At 73.0% G+C, this 14,542-nt stretch carries 14 protein-coding genes; 3 read left to right on the top strand and 11 right to left on the bottom strand.

Annotated features, from left to right (window positions below):
- Positions 1-245 precede the first annotated feature (245 nt).
- Entirely contained in the window at positions 246-869 is a 624-nt protein-coding gene (locus ACFYW1_RS24655; protein ID WP_388997080.1) for a nitroreductase family protein, read from the bottom strand.
- Between the two features lie 188 nt (positions 870-1,057).
- Between ACFYW1_RS24655 and ACFYW1_RS24650 the strand changes: the two genes are divergently transcribed.
- Entirely contained in the window at positions 1,058-1,240 is a 183-nt protein-coding gene (locus ACFYW1_RS24650) for a hypothetical protein (protein ID WP_388997077.1), read from the top strand.
- Positions 1,241-1,312: 72 nt separating this feature from the next.
- On the opposite strand, the gene ACFYW1_RS24645 is transcribed toward ACFYW1_RS24650, so the two are convergent.
- The 3 genes from ACFYW1_RS24645 to ACFYW1_RS24635 form a co-directional block, all read right to left on the bottom strand.
- The gene (locus ACFYW1_RS24645; RefSeq protein ID WP_388997074.1) at positions 1,313-2,491 is read right to left on the bottom strand and encodes an acyl-CoA dehydrogenase family protein; all 1,179 of its coding nucleotides are present in this window, start codon (positions 2,489-2,491) and stop codon (positions 1,313-1,315) included.
- 157 nt (positions 2,492-2,648) lie between these two features.
- Positions 2,649-3,806 (bottom strand): methyltransferase, encoded by a 1,158-nt coding sequence (locus ACFYW1_RS24640; RefSeq protein WP_388997071.1) that lies wholly within the window; start codon positions 3,804-3,806, stop codon positions 2,649-2,651.
- A gap of 77 nt (positions 3,807-3,883) precedes the next feature.
- Positions 3,884-4,084, bottom strand: a complete 201-nt coding sequence (locus ACFYW1_RS24635) for a hypothetical protein (protein ID WP_148836055.1) — start codon at positions 4,082-4,084, stop codon at positions 3,884-3,886.
- 250 nt (positions 4,085-4,334) lie between these two features.
- Between ACFYW1_RS24635 and ACFYW1_RS24630 the strand changes: the two genes are divergently transcribed.
- Together ACFYW1_RS24630 and ACFYW1_RS24625 are read left to right on the top strand one after the other, a co-directional pair.
- Positions 4,335-5,159, top strand: coding sequence for an endonuclease I family protein (locus ACFYW1_RS24630; RefSeq protein WP_388997068.1), 825 nt, complete (start codon positions 4,335-4,337; stop codon positions 5,157-5,159).
- Positions 5,160-5,318: 159 nt separating this feature from the next.
- A complete protein-coding gene (locus ACFYW1_RS24625; RefSeq protein ID WP_388997065.1) occupies positions 5,319-5,624 on the top strand; it encodes a plasmid stabilization protein in 306 nt (101 codons plus the stop codon).
- Positions 5,625-5,652: 28 nt separating this feature from the next.
- Here ACFYW1_RS24625 and ACFYW1_RS24620 read toward each other — a convergent pair whose 3' ends face one another.
- The 7 genes from ACFYW1_RS24620 to ACFYW1_RS24590 form a co-directional block, all read right to left on the bottom strand.
- Entirely contained in the window at positions 5,653-8,040 is a 2,388-nt protein-coding gene (locus ACFYW1_RS24620) for a phosphoketolase (protein WP_388997062.1), read from the bottom strand.
- Entirely contained in the window at positions 8,037-9,473 is a 1,437-nt protein-coding gene (locus tag ACFYW1_RS24615; protein WP_388997059.1) for an NADP-dependent succinic semialdehyde dehydrogenase, read from the bottom strand. Before ACFYW1_RS24615 ends, ACFYW1_RS24620 begins: the two co-directional genes overlap by 4 nt.
- Positions 9,474-9,632: 159 nt before the next feature.
- A complete protein-coding gene (locus ACFYW1_RS24610) occupies positions 9,633-10,139 on the bottom strand; it encodes an ATP-binding protein (RefSeq protein ID WP_388997056.1) in 507 nt (168 codons plus the stop codon).
- A 163-nt stretch (positions 10,140-10,302) separates the two neighbouring features.
- Positions 10,303-12,402, bottom strand: coding sequence for a xanthine dehydrogenase family protein molybdopterin-binding subunit (locus ACFYW1_RS24605; RefSeq protein WP_388997053.1), 2,100 nt, complete (start codon positions 12,400-12,402; stop codon positions 10,303-10,305).
- Positions 12,403-12,447: 45 nt separating this feature from the next.
- Positions 12,448-13,434, bottom strand: coding sequence for an FAD binding domain-containing protein (locus tag ACFYW1_RS24600; RefSeq protein WP_388997050.1), 987 nt, complete (start codon positions 13,432-13,434; stop codon positions 12,448-12,450).
- A complete protein-coding gene (locus ACFYW1_RS24595) occupies positions 13,431-13,997 on the bottom strand; it encodes a 2Fe-2S iron-sulfur cluster-binding protein (protein WP_388997047.1) in 567 nt (188 codons plus the stop codon). The genes ACFYW1_RS24600 and ACFYW1_RS24595 overlap by 4 nt, the downstream gene beginning before the upstream one ends.
- Positions 13,998-14,079: 82 nt before the next feature.
- The gene (locus ACFYW1_RS24590) at positions 14,080-14,511 is read right to left on the bottom strand and encodes a hypothetical protein (RefSeq protein ID WP_388997044.1); all 432 of its coding nucleotides are present in this window, start codon (positions 14,509-14,511) and stop codon (positions 14,080-14,082) included.
- Positions 14,512-14,542: the final 31 nt, after the last annotated feature.

Below are 14,542 nucleotides of genomic sequence, written 5' to 3'. Positions count from 1 at the left end.
ACGAGATGCAGGGGCCGAAAGCGCCGGTCCGCCTCCGCGGCGGCCCAGAGCGCGGCCGCCCGCGCGGAAGGCGATCCGTCGATCCCCACGACGACGTCGGCGAGCTCGGGCCGGGCAGGGGTCTCGCTGTTCATGGCTCCTCCTTGGGGCCATCGGGGCCCTTGTGTCCCCGAGGACGACACTCCCCACCCTGGCACCCCGCGGCTCCACCGGCACGGGCTGTTCGGCCCTCCCCGCGCGGCGGGTCAGGGAGCGGGTGTACGGGCCCCGGCCGGCCCGCCCGGGTGCGGCAGCGTGCTCACCGCGGCCAGGGGGCGGCTCGACCAGGGGGCGGAGAGCAGGTCGGCGACGCTGCGCCGGTCGCGGTTCTCCGGCGGCTCCCCGGCCGCCTTTCCCAACGCGATCATGGAGATGATCGCCCATCCCGGGTTGGGGCGCAGTTCCTCGGTGAGGCCCTCCAGGTCGAAGGCCCGGAACTGGTGGGAGGCCAGTCCCATCGACTCGGCCTGGACGGTCATGTGGGCGATGGCCTGGCCGAGGTCGTAGTCCGCGAACTCGGAGTAGAGCAGTTCCGTGTCGTCCACGTGGCGGCGCGCCGATGTGACCACGAGCAGACCGGCGTCCGTCGCCCACCGGGCCGAGCTGGGCGCGAGGTGGCGGACCACCCGTTCGTGCTCCGGCTCGCCGGGACGGCTGGGGAAGAAGCCCCAGGGCTGGGAGTTCCCGGCGGACGGCGCCCACCGCGCGGCTTCCAGCAACAGCCTCAGGGAGTGGTCGTCCACAGTGGCCGACGGGTCGAACCGGTAGGGGCTGAACCGTCCGGCCAGCAGGGGGTGGATGCCGTCGAGCAGCTCATGTTCGCGTTGCATGTCCTGGTGCAACCGGCCACCCCACAGGGGTATTCCGGCCGATGCCCCACCCGTCCGGTCCAGGTCCCGGTCCCCCGGGCGGGTACGCCGTGGGCGCACCGTTCTTGGCGGCGCACGCGGCGTCAGGACCGCGTGAAGACTCCGCCGGGGGCCGCCCGGAGGCCGCCGCCCCGTCCTACAGTCGTCCCATGAGCCCATCCGGCGGGCGGACACCCGTCGATCACCAGGTCCGACGGCTCTCGGTGACGCTCGCCGTCGGCGCCGTCCTCGTCAGCGGTTCCGGAGTGGTGGCCGACAACATGTGGCTGCTCGGCACCGGAGCCTGGCTCCTCATCGCGGCCATCCTGCTGGAACTCGTCTACCGCCCCTGAGCCGGTGCCCCCGGAGCGGGCCCGGGGCGCCCGCCACGTCGTGTCACGCTCCCGGGGCCTCGTCACACCCGCTCAGCGCCGTACCCGCGGCATCCCCAGGCCGATCCACGAGATGATCTCCCGTTGGATCTCGTTGTTGCCGCCGCCGAAGGTGAAGATGACGGCGGATCGGTATCCGCGTTCGAGTTCGCCGTGCAGCACGGCGCCCGCCGAGCCCTCCTTGAGGGGGGCCGCCGAGCCGACGATCTCCATGAGCCAGGCGTAGGCGTCGCGGCGGGCCTCGGAGCCGTAGACCTTGACGGCGGAGGCGTCCTGCGGGGTGAGGGTTCCTTCCTGGACCGCGGAGACCATGCGCCAGTTGAGCAGTTTCATGGCGTCGAGCCGGGCGTGGGTGCGGGCCAGCAGGGTGCGGACCCAGCCGAGGTCGACGACGCGGCGGCCGTCGGCGAGGCGGGTGTCCACCGCCCAGCGCTGGACGTCGTGGAGGGCGCGGATGGCCATGGTGCCGTGGGCGGCGAGGGTGACGCGTTCGTGGTTGAGCTGGTTGGTGATGAGCCGCCAGCCCCGGTTCTCCTCGCCGACGCGGTGGGTGACGGGGACCCGGACGTTCTCGTAGTGGCTGGCGGTGGTGTCGTGCGAGGCGAGGGTGTTGATCAGGGTGCAGGAGTAGCCGGGGTCGGTGGTCGGGACGAGCAGCATGGTGATGCCCTTGTGCGGCGGCGCGTCCGGATCGGTGCGGACGGCGAGCCAGACCCAGTCGGCGGTGTCGCCGTTGGTCGTCCAGATCTTCTGGCCGTTGACGACGTAGTCGTCGCCGTCGCGCACGGCCCGGGTCCTGAGGGCGGCGAGGTCGGTTCCCGCCTCCGGCTCGCTGTAGCCGATGGCGAAATCGATCTCGCCGCTGAGGATTTTCGGCAGGAAGTACGCCTTCTGCTCGTCGGTGCCGTACCGCATGATCGTCGGCCCCACGGTGTTGAGGGCCATCAGCGGCAGCGGTACGCCCGCCTGGGCCGCCTCGTCGAAGAAGATGAACTGCTCCATCGCGGACAGGCCCCGTCCGCCGTACTCCGTGGGCCAGCCGACGCCGAGCCACCCGTCGGCGCCGAGACGGCGGATCGTCTCCCGGTAGAAGCGCTTCTGTTCCTCGGGGGCGGCGTGGCGCGCGTGGGCGTCGCCGGGCACCAGGCCGGCGAAGTAGGTACGCAGTTCGGCGCGCAACTGCTGCTGTTCAGGCGTGTATTCGAGGTGCACGGCCCCTCCAGGAGTCTCGCGTTCGCGTCGCCCGTGTGCGGCGGCGCACACAGTAGAACGTGTTGCAGGAATCCGGAAGGGCCGGTGCCCCTCGTGCAGGTCGGCGTCCGGTCCCCGGTGACCGGGGTCCGCGGCGGGCCGGTGCCCCTCGTGCGGGTCAGCGCTTGACGGCGCGCAGGACGACGAACTTCGGGTTGCCCGCGACCGTGGCGCAGTTGCCGAAGACGCGGCGGAGTTGGGTGTGGTAGCCGAGGTGCCGGTTGCCGACGACCCAGAGTTCGCCGCCGGGCCGCAGCGCGGCGCGGGCGCCGTGGAACATGGTGCGGGCCGTCGCGTCGGTGGTGGCCTGGTGGGAGTGGAACGGCGGGTTGTTGAGCACCAGGTCCACGCTGGCGGGTGGTACGTCCGCCAGTCCGTCGCCGACCCTGAACTCGGCCTCGGCTTCCGGGCCGGTGTTGGCCCGGAAGGTCTCCTCGGCGGAGGCGACCGCCTGGTACGACTCGTCGATGAAGGTGACCGACGCCTCGGGGTTGGCGAGGGCCGCGGCGAGGCCGAGGACGCCGTTCCCGCAGCCGAGGTCGACGACCCGGTCGGGGCCGCTGCGCACGGGGAGGTGGCCGAGGAAGAAGCGGGTGCCGATGTCGAGGCGGTCGGCGCAGAAGATGCCCGCGTGGTTGACGACGGTCCGGCCGGAGACCGGGCCGACGTCTTCGGGCAGTTCGTAGCGGCGGGGCCAGGGGCTGGGGGTCCGGGCCAGGCCGGGGTCGGGGGTACAGAGGATGAGCCGGGCCTTCCGCACCGCGAGGGAGGTGCGGGTCGGGCCGATGATCCGCTCGAAGAGTTCGAGCGTGGAGGTGTGGATCTCGCGGACCATGCCGGCGCCGATGACGACGGTGCCCGCGTGGACGGCCGGCGCGAGCCGGTGCAGCTGGTCCTCCAGGAGCGCGAGGCTCTTCGGTACGCGCACCAGCAGGACGTCGACGCGGTCCGGCGGCGCGTCCCTGGCCGACAGCAGACGTACGGCGTCCGCGTCCGCGCCGTTGCGGGCCAGGTTCGCCAGGGTGGCGCGCCGCGCCAGGTAGGAGTCGGTGATCTGCACGGGCCGGTGCCCGGCCAGTACGGTGCTCAGGGCGCCCCAGCGGTCGCCCACCACGACCACGGTGCCGGACAGGTCGACGGGTCCTGCCCCGTCCTCCCCCTCCAGCCGCCGCAGCAGGTACTCGTCGGCGGCATCCCAGGCGCGGAACGGGTCGCGCGGGTTCTCGGGGAAGCGGGCCAGGTCGTACCCGGCCCCTGACGTCGTCAAACGGTTCATTGTGCACCCAGGCTAGCCGAGCCGCGGGGAGCGCCCACAACACTCCCCGCGGCCCGGCCGCCGGGCGGACGCGCCCGCTACGGCAGCGCCTTGTCGATCGCCGACCGGCCCTCCCGGGCGAGCCTGCGCTCCGCCCACTGGAGGTTCTCCGGAGTGAGGTCCCGCCCGGAGGCGAGCACCAGATCCTCCGCCGACGGATGATCGCTGCCACCCGTGTGCAAGAGGCTGTCGGGGGTCACTCCCCGCGTTGCGGATACGGATTCGGGCTCGTCGCTCATGCCGCCTCCTCGTCCCTTTCGGACATTCTCACTCCGCGCCCGACGCGCCGCATCCGAGACCCATGCACCCTTTTCCGACACGGAGGCCGGATCCTCACTTGACCTGCACATGATAGGTACGGAGCGTTCACACCATGGTCACGGTGCGTGTGGCACGCTCCCGCTTACCACGTAGCACACGATCGCCGCGGCCCCACCCCCACCTCGTGGTGGTGTCGCGGCGCACGTATTTCCGGAGAGGACACCCCACATGTCCCGTCGTCACCCTCGCCACCGGCGCATGCTGCTGGCCTCCCTCGCCGCCTTCGCGGTGCTCGGCGGCACCGCGGCCGCCGCACCGGCCGCCACGACCCAGGACGCGCCGACCGCCACGACCCCGCTCCGGGTACTCGACGACACGTACTACCAGGACGCGCTCGGCAAGAGCGGGTCCCAGCTGAAGAGCGCGCTGAACCAGATCATCAGCGACCAGACCAAGATCTCCTACAGCCAGGTCTGGGAAGCCCTCAAGGACACCGACCAGGACCCCTCCAACAGCTCGAACGTGATCGAGCTCTACACCGGCCGCTCCATCTCCAAGAACGCCAACGGCGGCTCGGTCGGGAACTGGAACCGTGAGCACGTCTGGGCCAAGTCCCACGGCGACTTCGGCACCGCCACCGGTCCCGGCACCGACATCCACCACCTGCGCCCGGAGGACGTCACCGTCAACTCGATCCGCGGCAACAAGGACTTCGACAAGGGCGGCAGCGCGGTCAGCGGCGCCCCGGGCAACTACACCGACAGCGACTCCTTCGAGCCGCGCAACGCGGTCAAGGGCGATGTGGCCCGCATGATCCTCTACATGGCCGTCCGCTACGAGGGCACCGACGGCTTCCCCGACCTGGAGCCCAACGACCGGGTCTCCAACGGCTCCGCCCCGAACATCGGCCGGCTGTCGGTACTGAAGGCGTGGAGCCAGCAGGACCCGCCGGACAGCTTCGAGAAGCGTCGCAACGACGTCATATTCAACCAGTACCAGCACAACCGGAACCCGTTCATCGACCACCCCGAGTGGGTCGAGTCCATCTGGTAGCCGGTATCGCGCCGGGGCGCCGCACAGCGTCCCGGCGCCACCCGGCGCGGTGCGCGGCAGGCGTGCGGGCCCCCTCGGCCGCTGGGACACTGGAAAGAGTCCCGGCCGGACCCCGTGCCCAGCCCCGGGGCGGGCGCCGGGGAGAGGGGTGACCGCACCATGTCGCATGGATCCGGCGCCGGACGGCATCGGCAGTACGAGCACATCAAGGAGAGTGCGCAGGAGCACGGGGTCGGCGAGGAGCGGGCCGAGGGGATCGCGGCCCGCACCGCGGGCGGGGACCACTTCCGCCCCGGTCCGGCGAGGACCGCGCGCCGCGCGTCCGCCGCGGACCCGTCGTCCGTACGGCACGACAGGGCCGAAGGCCCCACCCGCGACCAGCTCTACGAGGAAGCGCGGCGCAAGAAAGTCCACGGGCGGTCGACCATGACCAAGGCCGAGCTGGCCCGGGCGGTCGGCCGCTGAGCGCCTTTCGCGCGGGACCGGGACGGGGTCAGCCGCCCCAGGTCCAGTCGGCCACCTCGGGCAGGTCCGTACCGTGTTCCCGGATCCAGGCGTGGTGGCGGGTGCGGACGTCCGCCATCGCCTGGCGCACGGCCGCGGCGCGGACCCCGAGGCCGGGCACCCGGTCGATGACGTCCATGACCAGCCGGTAGCGGTCCAGGTCGTTGCGGACCACCATGTCGAAGGGCGTGGTGGTGGTGCCCTCCTCCTTGTAGCCCCGCACGTGCAGGCCGGCGTGGCCCGCGCGGCGGTAGGCGAGCCGGTGGATCAGCCACGGGTAGCCGTGGTAGGCGAAGATCACCGGGGCGTTCCGGGTGAACAGGGCGTCGTACTCGGCGTCCGGCATGCCGTGCGGGTGCTGCTCGCGGGGCATCAGCCGCGCCATGTCGACGACGTTGACCACCCGTACGGCCAGCTCCGGCAGATGACGGCGCAGCAGGTCCGCCGCGGCCAGGGTCTCCAGCGTGGGCACGTCCCCGGCACAGGCGAGCACCACGTCGGGTTCGCGACTGCCGTCCTCCGTCCCGGCCCACTCCCACACCCCGGCGCCGCGGGCGCAGTGCGCGCGGGCCCGGTCCATCGTGAGCCAGTCGAAGGACGGTTGCTTGCCGGCCACGATCACGTTGACGTGGTCGCGGCTGCGCAGCGCGTGGTCGGCGACCGCGAGCAGTGTGTTGGCGTCCGGGGGCAGGTAGACCCGCACGACTTCGGGGCTCTTGTTGAGGACGTGGTCGACGAAGCCCGGGTCCTGGTGGGAGAAGCCGTTGTGGTCCTGCCGCCAGACGTGGGAGGTGAGCAGGTAGTTGAGCGAGGCGACGGGGCGGCGCCAGGCCAGCGCGCGGGACGCCTTGAGCCATTTGATGTGCTGGTTGACCATCGAGTCGACGATGTGGGCGAACGCCTCGTAGCAGGAGAAGAGGCCGTGCCGGCCGGTGAGGAGGTAGCCCTCCAGCCAGCCCTGGCACAGGTGCTCGGAGAGCACCTCCATGACGCGGCCGTCGTGGGAGAGGTTCTCGTCGGTGGGCAGGATGCGTTCCTGCCAGTTCTTGGCGGTGGCCCCGTAGAGGGCGCCGAGCCGGTTCGAGGCGGTTTCGTCGGGGCCGACGACCCGGAAGTCGCGGCGCTCGGCGGTGGCGGCCATGACGGCCTCCAGCAGACCGCCGAGCACCCGGGTCGGTTCGTGGAGCGCGGCGCCCGGGGCCCGGACCTCGACGGCGTGGTCGTCCAGTGGCGGCAGGGGCAGTTCGCGCAGCAGCAGGCCGCCGTTGGCGTACGGGGTCGAGCCGAGCCGGGCGTCGCCCTCGGGCACGCAGTCGAGCACCTGGGGGCGGGGCCGCCCGGAAGCGTCGAAGAGTTCCTCGGGCCGGTAGGAGCGCAGCCACTCCTCCAGTTGCCGCAGGTGGTCCGGGTCGTCCCGGACCCCGGAGAGCGGGACCTGGTGGGCGCGCCAGGTGCCTTCGACGGGCACCCCGTCGACCTCGGCCGGGCCGGTCCAGCCCTTGGGGGTGCGCAGCACGATCATCGGCCAGTGCGGGCGCCGGGTGTCGCCGCCCTCGCGGGCGGCGGCCTGGATCTCCCGGATGCGGTCGACGGCCCGGTCCGTCGCGGCGGCCATCGCCCGGTGGACGCTGAGCGGTTCGTCGCCGCCGACGTACAGGGGGTCGTGCCCGTAGCCGCGCAGCAGCGCGTCGAGTTCGGTCTCCGGGAGGCGGGCGAGCAGGGCCGGGTTGGCGATCTTGTAGCCGTTGAGGTGGAGGATCGGGAGGACCGCCCCGTCGTGCACCGGGTCGAGGAACTTGTTGGAGTGCCAGGAGGCGGCGAGCGGCCCGGTCTCGGCCTCGCCGTCGCCGACGACGCAGGCGACGAGCAGGTCCGGGTGGTCGAGGGCGGCGCCGTAGGCGTGGGTGAGGGCGTAGCCGAGTTCGCCGCCCTCGTGGATGGAGCCGGGCGTCTCCGGTGCCACGTGGCTGGGCACGCCGCCGGGGAAGGAGAACTGCCGGAACAGCCGCCGCATGCCTTCGGCGTCCCGCCCGACGTCGGGGTACGTCTGCGAATAGCTGCCCTCCAGCCAGGAGTTGGCCAGGACGGCGGGTCCGCCGTGGCCGGGGCCCCAGACGCAGAGGCAGTGCAGGCCGCGGGACTTGACGGCGCGGTTGAGGTGGGTGTGGACCAGGTTCAGTCCGGGCGAGGTGCCCCAGTGGCCGAGCAGTCGCGGTTTGATGTGCTCCCGGGCCAGCGGCCGGGTGAGGAGCGGGTTGTCCATCAGGTAGATCTGGCCGACGGCCAGGTAGTTGGCGGCCCGCCAGTGCGCGTCGAGTGCCGCGATCTCCTCGTCGGACGGGCCGGGTATGTGGGCCGGGCCCACCTCGTCGCTCATGAGGGCTCCCGGAGCGTGGTACCGACGGGGTCGGGGCCGTACCAGACCGTGGTGGCGTTGCAGAATTCGCGGATGCCGTGCCCGGCGAGTTCCCGCCCGTAGCCGGAGTGCTTGACGCCACCGAAGGGCAGCGCGGGGTGGGAGGCCGTCATGCCGTTGAAGAAGACGCCGCCCGCCTGCAGGTCGCGCACGCAGCGGCGGGCCTCCTCCGGGTCCCTGGTCCATACGTTGGAGCTGAGGCCGAAGGGGGTGTCGTTGGCGAGTTCCACGGCCTCGTCGAGCCCCTCGACGCGGTAGAGCGTGGCGACCGGGCCGAAGGTCTCCTCGTGGTGGATGCGCATGGCGGGGGTGATGCCGGTGAGAACCGTGGGGGCGTAGAACCAGCCGCCCCTCAGTTCCGGGTCCAGGCGTTCGGGCCGGCCGCCGCCGCACAGCACGTCCGCGCCCTGCCGTACCGCGTCGTCCACCAGTTCCTCCAGGTCGGCGCGGCCCTGTCGGCTGGCCAGGGGGCCGATGTCGGTGGATTCGTGGAGCGGGTCGCCGACCTTCAGGTCGCGCATGCCGACGGTGAACCGTTCGGCGAACTCCTCGTACACGTCCGCGTGCACGAGGAAGCGCTTGGCGGCGATGCAGGACTGTCCGTTGTTCTGCGCCCGGGCGGTCACCGCGGTGCGGGCGGCCCGGACGACGTCCGCGGACGGCATGACGAGGTACGGGTCGCTGCCGCCCAGTTCCAGGACGGTCCGCTTCACCGCGTCACCGGCGATCGAGGCGACCGAGCGGCCGGCCGGTTCGCTGCCGGTGAGGGTGGCGGCGGCGACCCGGGGGTCGCGCAGGACCGACTCGACCGCGGCGGACCCCACGAGGAGGGTCTGGAAGCAGCCCTCGGGGAATCCCGCCCGGCGGAACAGGCCCTCCAGGTACATCGCGGTCTGCGGGACGTTGGAGGCGTGCTTGAGCAGGCCGACGTTCCCGGCCATCAGTGCGGGGGCGGCGAACCGCACGACCTGCCACAGCGGGAAGTTCCACGGCATCACGGCGAGGACGGCGCCGAGCGGCCGGTAGTGGACGTGGGCCCGGGAGGCGCCGGAGTCCCGCACGTCGTCCGGGGAGGGGTGCTCGTCCGCGAGGAGTTCCTCCGCGTGCGCCGCGTACCAGCGCATCGCCTTGGCGCACTTGGCGGCCTCCGCGCGGGCCGCGGTGATGGGCTTGCCCATCTCGGTGGTCATCGTGCGCGCGATGTCCTGCTGGTCCTCGTCGAGCAGTTCGGCGGCCTGCTCCATCAGCCGGGCCCGTTCGGCGAATCCGGTGGTCCGGTACTGCCTGAACGCGGTGTCGGCGGCCGCGATCCGGCGTTCGATCTCCGCCTCCCCCAGCGCGTCGAACGTTCTGAGGGTCTCGCCGTTCGCGGGGTTGACCGTCGCGATGGGCATGGCTGGGTCCTCCTTGCCTGGGTCCTTCGACCGTGCCGTGCCCCGCGCCGCGCCGCAACGCGGGCCCGGCGGGCGGGTGCCCGGCGGGCGCGGACGGGGCGTGCGGGGTGCGCGCCGTCCGCGCCGGAAGGGGGCGCTCCACCAGGGGCGGCGGCCGTCTCAGACGAGGGCGGCGTCGGGCTCCCGGGCGGTCGCGGAACCGGGGACGTCGACGGCCGCGACGGGCGGGCGACGGAATTCGCGCACTCCGGGCGGTGGCGACAGCGGCACCAGGTCGATGCCGTTCGGCTCCTTCGCGTACCGGGTGAACCAGACGACTTTGCCCTCGTCGGTGCGGCAGGTGCCCCAGCTGTCGCTCAGGGCCATGATCCGGCTCAGTCCGCCGCCCCCGGTGCTGAGCAGCCGCGGCATTCCGGAGCCGTTGTCGGCGACGGAGACCGTCAGGTGCCGCCCGGACCACCGGAGTTCGACGACGCAGTTGTTGTCGTCACCGACGTGGCGGTGGACGTTGGTCAGCAGTTCCTCCACGCCGCGGCACACCGGCCGGACATGGAGTTCGAGACGCCAGTGGCGCAGGTGCGCGGCGATTATTCGCCGCAGCTGGGACACACGCTCTGCGGAAACCTGGAGTTCGACCAGATAGTGCCGGTCGAGTGGAACGGTCATCGTCGAGGCTCCTCACATCGAGGCCCACTGGCTTCGCCCCGTTGAACCAACGACCCCCGAACACGAAGAGTGAGCGGATGTCTCTTCTGGGTCACTGACAGCGTGGCCCGGCGGGGCCCGGCGCGCAACACGAGGAGGTGCCCGCCGGTCCCGCCCGGCGCGTTCACACCAGGTAGGGCAGCAGCTTGTCCGGGGTGAGCGGGAGGTCGCGCAGCCGGATGCCGGTGGCGTGCCGGACCGCGTTGCCGACGGCCGCGGCGGCGCCGACGATGCCGATCTCGCCGATGCCCTTGCTGCCCATCGGGTTGAGGTGCGGGTCGTCCTCGTCGATCCAGTGCGCCTCGATCTCCGGCACGTCGGCGCTGACCGGTACGTGGTAGGAGGCGAGGTCGTTCTCGGTGAAGTCCCCGAAGACGGGGTCGATGGCGCTGCCCTCGGTCAGGGCCATGCCGATCCCCATGGTCATGCCGCCGATGAACTGGGAGCGTGCGGTCCGGGGGTTGAGGATGCGTCCGGCGGCGAAGACGCCGAGCATCCGGCGCAGCCGCGCCTCCCCGGTGCGGGAGTCGACGGCGACCTCGGCGAAGTGCGCCCCGAAGGCGTGCCGTGCGTACGGGGAGTTCTCGGCGGTCTCCTGCCGGGTGTCGGCGGTGGCCGTGAGGCCCTGCGCGGGGAGCGGGCCGGAGTGCTCGTCCAGTCGCCGCAGCAGGAGGGTGGCCGCCTTGTGCACGGCCCAGCCCCAGGAGGCGGTCCCCGCGGAGCCGCCGGCCACCGGGGCGTCGGACAGATCGCTGCTGCCGATGTCGATCCGGACGTCGTCCAGGGGGGCGTCCAGCACGTCGGCCGCGATCTGCGCGAGCACCGTGCGGGCGCCGGTGCCGATGTCGGTGGCGTTGACCCGGACGTGGTACGAGCCGTCGGGGGCCGCGTGGACCGAGGCGCCGCAGGGGGCGATGTACACGGGGTAGGTGGCGGCGGCGACGCCCGTGCCGACGAGCAGCGGCCCCTCCTCGCGGATCGCGGGGCGCGGGTCGCGGTCGTACCAGCCGAAGCGTGCGGCGCCCGCCTCCAGGCAGGCGGTGAGGCCGCGGCTGCTGAACGGCAGGCCGGAGTCGGGTTCGTGCGCCGGGTCGTTGCGGACGCGCAGTTCGACGGGGTCCATCCCGAGGGCGGAGGCGAGTTCGTCCATGGCGGATTCGAGCGCGTACATGCCGGGGGCCTCGCCCGGCGCGCGCATCCAGGAGGGGCTCGGCACGTCCAGGGCGGCCACCCGGTGGACGGTGCGGCCGGCCGGGGACCCGTACATGACCCGGGCCGGTACGGCGGCCTGTTCCACGAACTCCTTGATGGTGGAGGTGTGGGTGAGGACCTCGTGGTCGGCCGCGGTGAGGATGCCGTCGAGTCCGGCGCCGAGCCGGACGCGCTGCACGGTGGGAGCCCGGTGGCCGACCGCGGCGGCCATCTGGCGGCGGGGCAGGGCGATCTTGACCGGGCGGCCGGTGTGGCGGGCGGCCATGGCGGCGAGGACGGCCTGCGGGCGCGGGGTGCCCTTGGAGCCGAAGCCGCCGCCGACGTGTTCGGAGACCGCGGTGACCTGCTGCGGTTTCAGCCCGAACACGGCGGCGAGGGTGTCGCGCACCGTCGTGGAGCCCTGGCTGGAGTCGTGGACGGTCAGGTGTCCGTCCTCGTCCCACCACGCCGTCGTGGCGTGCGGCTCCATGGGGTGGTTGTGCAGGGGGCCGATGGTGTACGTGGCATCGATCTGCACGGGGGCCGCGCGGAGGGCCCGGTCGGTGTGGCCGCGTTCGCGGACGGCGGGGTAGCCGCCATTGACCGTGTCGGGGACGTACGAACCGGGGTGGTCCTCGGTCAGGACGACGTCGTGGCCGACGGTCTCGTACGTGATCCGCAGCGCCCCGGCCCCGGCCCGGGCGGCTTCGGGGGTGTCGGCCACCACGAGCGCGACGTACCAGCCCCGGTGCGGGACCAGGTCGTCGCGGAGGACGGCGAGGGCGGGGTCGTCGGGTTCCTCGGTCCGCGGGGCGTTGTCGTGGGTGAGCACGGCGTGTACGCCGGGCAGGGCCAGTGCTTCGTCCGCGTGGACGGCGGTGACCCGGCCGCGGACGATCGTGGCGGGGACGGGGCGCCCGTACAGGCACCCGGGCGGGGTGTGCTCGGCGGAGTACCGGGCGGCGCCCGTGACCTTGTCCCGGCCCTCGCGGCGGACGACGGGGGTGCCCAGCGGTGACGGGGTCTGGTTCATGACGGGATCCTCACCTCTGCGGGTCGGCCGGTGTGGTGCGGTGGTTCAGCTGTCGGCGGCGAGTTCGGCCAGCGCGTCCACGGCGAGGGCGCGGGCGAGTCCCACCTTGAACGCGTTGTCGCGCAGCGGCCGGGCCGCGGCGAGTTCGGCGTCCACGGCCCGTTCGAAGGTCTCCGGGGCGGCCGGGGCGCCCCGGAGCACCGCTTCCGCGGCGTGTGCGCGCCAGGGGCGGTGGGCGAGACCGCCGAAGGCCAGTGCCGCGTGCCCGATCCGGCCGCGGTGGACGCTCAGCACGGCGGCCACCGACGCGAGGGCGAAGGCGAAGGAGGCCCGGTCGCGGGCCTTGCGGTAGAGGGAGGCCGTGCCGTCCGGGGGCGGGGGCAGGAGCACCTCGGTGACGAGTTCGCCCGGCCGGGCCTCGGTGTCGCGGTACGGGGTGTCGCCCGGCAGCCGGTGGAAGCCGGTGGCGGGCACGGTCCGTTCGCCGTCCGGTCCGTGCAGGCGGACGGTGGCGTCGAGGGCGGACAGGGCGACGGCCATGTCGGACGGGTGGGTGGCGACGCAGTGCTCGGAGTGGCCGAGCACGGCGAGATCGCGGTGGGCCCCCTCGCGGGCGGGGCAGCCGGTGCCGGGTTCCCGTTTGTTGCAGGGTTTGGAGGTGTCCTGGAAGTAGGGGCAGCGGGTGCGCTGGAGCAGGTTGCCGCCGGTGGTGGCGGTGTTGCGGAGCTGCCCGGAGGCGCCGGACAGCAGCGCCTGCGACAGGGCGGGGTAGCGGGTGCGCACCGCGGGATGGGCGGCCAGGTCGCTGTTGCGCACGGTGGCGCCGATGCGCAGTCCGCCGTCGTCGGTGTCGGTGACCCGGTCCAGTGGCAGCCGGCCGACGTCGATGAGCAGGGCGGGGGTCTCGACGCCGAGTTTCATCAGGTCGACGAGGTTGGTGCCACCGGCGAGGAAACCGGCGCCCGGGTGGGCGGCGTGCTCGCGGACGGCCTCCTCGGCGGACCGGGCGCGGAGGTAGGCGAAGGGCTTCACGGCGTCACGTCCTCGATCGCCTCGACGATGCGGGGGTAGGCGCCGCAGCGGCACAGGTTGCCGCTCATCCGTTCACGGATCTCCGCGGCGTCGAGGGCGGCCGGGGTGGCGACGGGGGCGGTGCGCGCGGTGGCGTGGGAGGGGAAGCCCTCCGCCGCCTCGCCGAGCATGCCGACGGCCGAGCAGAGCTGGCCGGGGGTGCAGTAGCCGCACTGGAGGGCGTCGCGTTCCAGGAACGCCGCCTGGAGCGGGTGGAGCCGGTCGCCGTCGGCGAGGCCCTCGACGGTGGTGACGGCGGCACCGTCGTGGGCGACGGCCAGCAGCAGGCAGCTGTTGGCGCGACGGCCCTCGACGAGGACGGTGCACGCCCCGCACTGGCCGTGGTCGCAGCCCTTCTTGGCCCCGGTCAGCCCGAGGTGCTCGCGCAGGGCGTCCAGGACCGTGGTGCGGTGGTCGAGCGTGAGGGTCCGCTCGGTTCCGTTGATCCGCAGCGTCAGGGTGGAGCGGTCGGCGGTCGCCGTCCGCTGCCGGGCTTCGTCGTCCCGTCCGTGGGAGGGGTCCACTCACTCGCACCTTTCGGGGTGACTTCCGGGTGTTTCCTCATGGATGCTCCGTTTTCTACCAGACGGGGAGCGCCTTCCCGGCTCATTGCTCCGTACCCGGGCCGTGGCCCTCCGGACGGTCGCCCGACCGGCTCCGCAGGCGCAGGCGCACCTCTTCCTCCTGGTCGCCGGAGACGGTGCCGACGACCTGGACGTCGAAGGCGTGCGCCAGGCTCCGCCTGAGCTGTTCGACCGCCCAGTAGCCGCCCTGCACGTCGACGCTCACGGGCGCGTCGAGCGCGACCGCCCCCGAGACCACCCTGGCCTCGGTGACGTCGACGGTCACCGCCCATGCGGTGGGGCGGCTGCCCGCGAGGTCCTGCGGGACGTCGACCGAGGCCCGGTCGGTGGTGAACGCCGCCCGCAGCACGTCGAAGACCATCCGCGCGTCGCCCTTCCCGCACCCGCTGATGACGACCGACACCTCCTGGCCGTATCCGCTCGCCGTCGTCTGCTTCTCCTTGATCGTGTTCACCGCGGTTCCTTCCGGTCGGTGCGGCGCCGCA

It is taken from the genome of Streptomyces sp. NPDC002669, assembly GCF_042889165.1.
Lineage (GTDB): Bacteria > Actinomycetota > Actinomycetes > Streptomycetales > Streptomycetaceae > Streptomyces.
The sequence above is the reverse complement of the archived record's forward strand: the minus strand, read 5'-3'. Positions and strand labels throughout refer to the sequence as shown.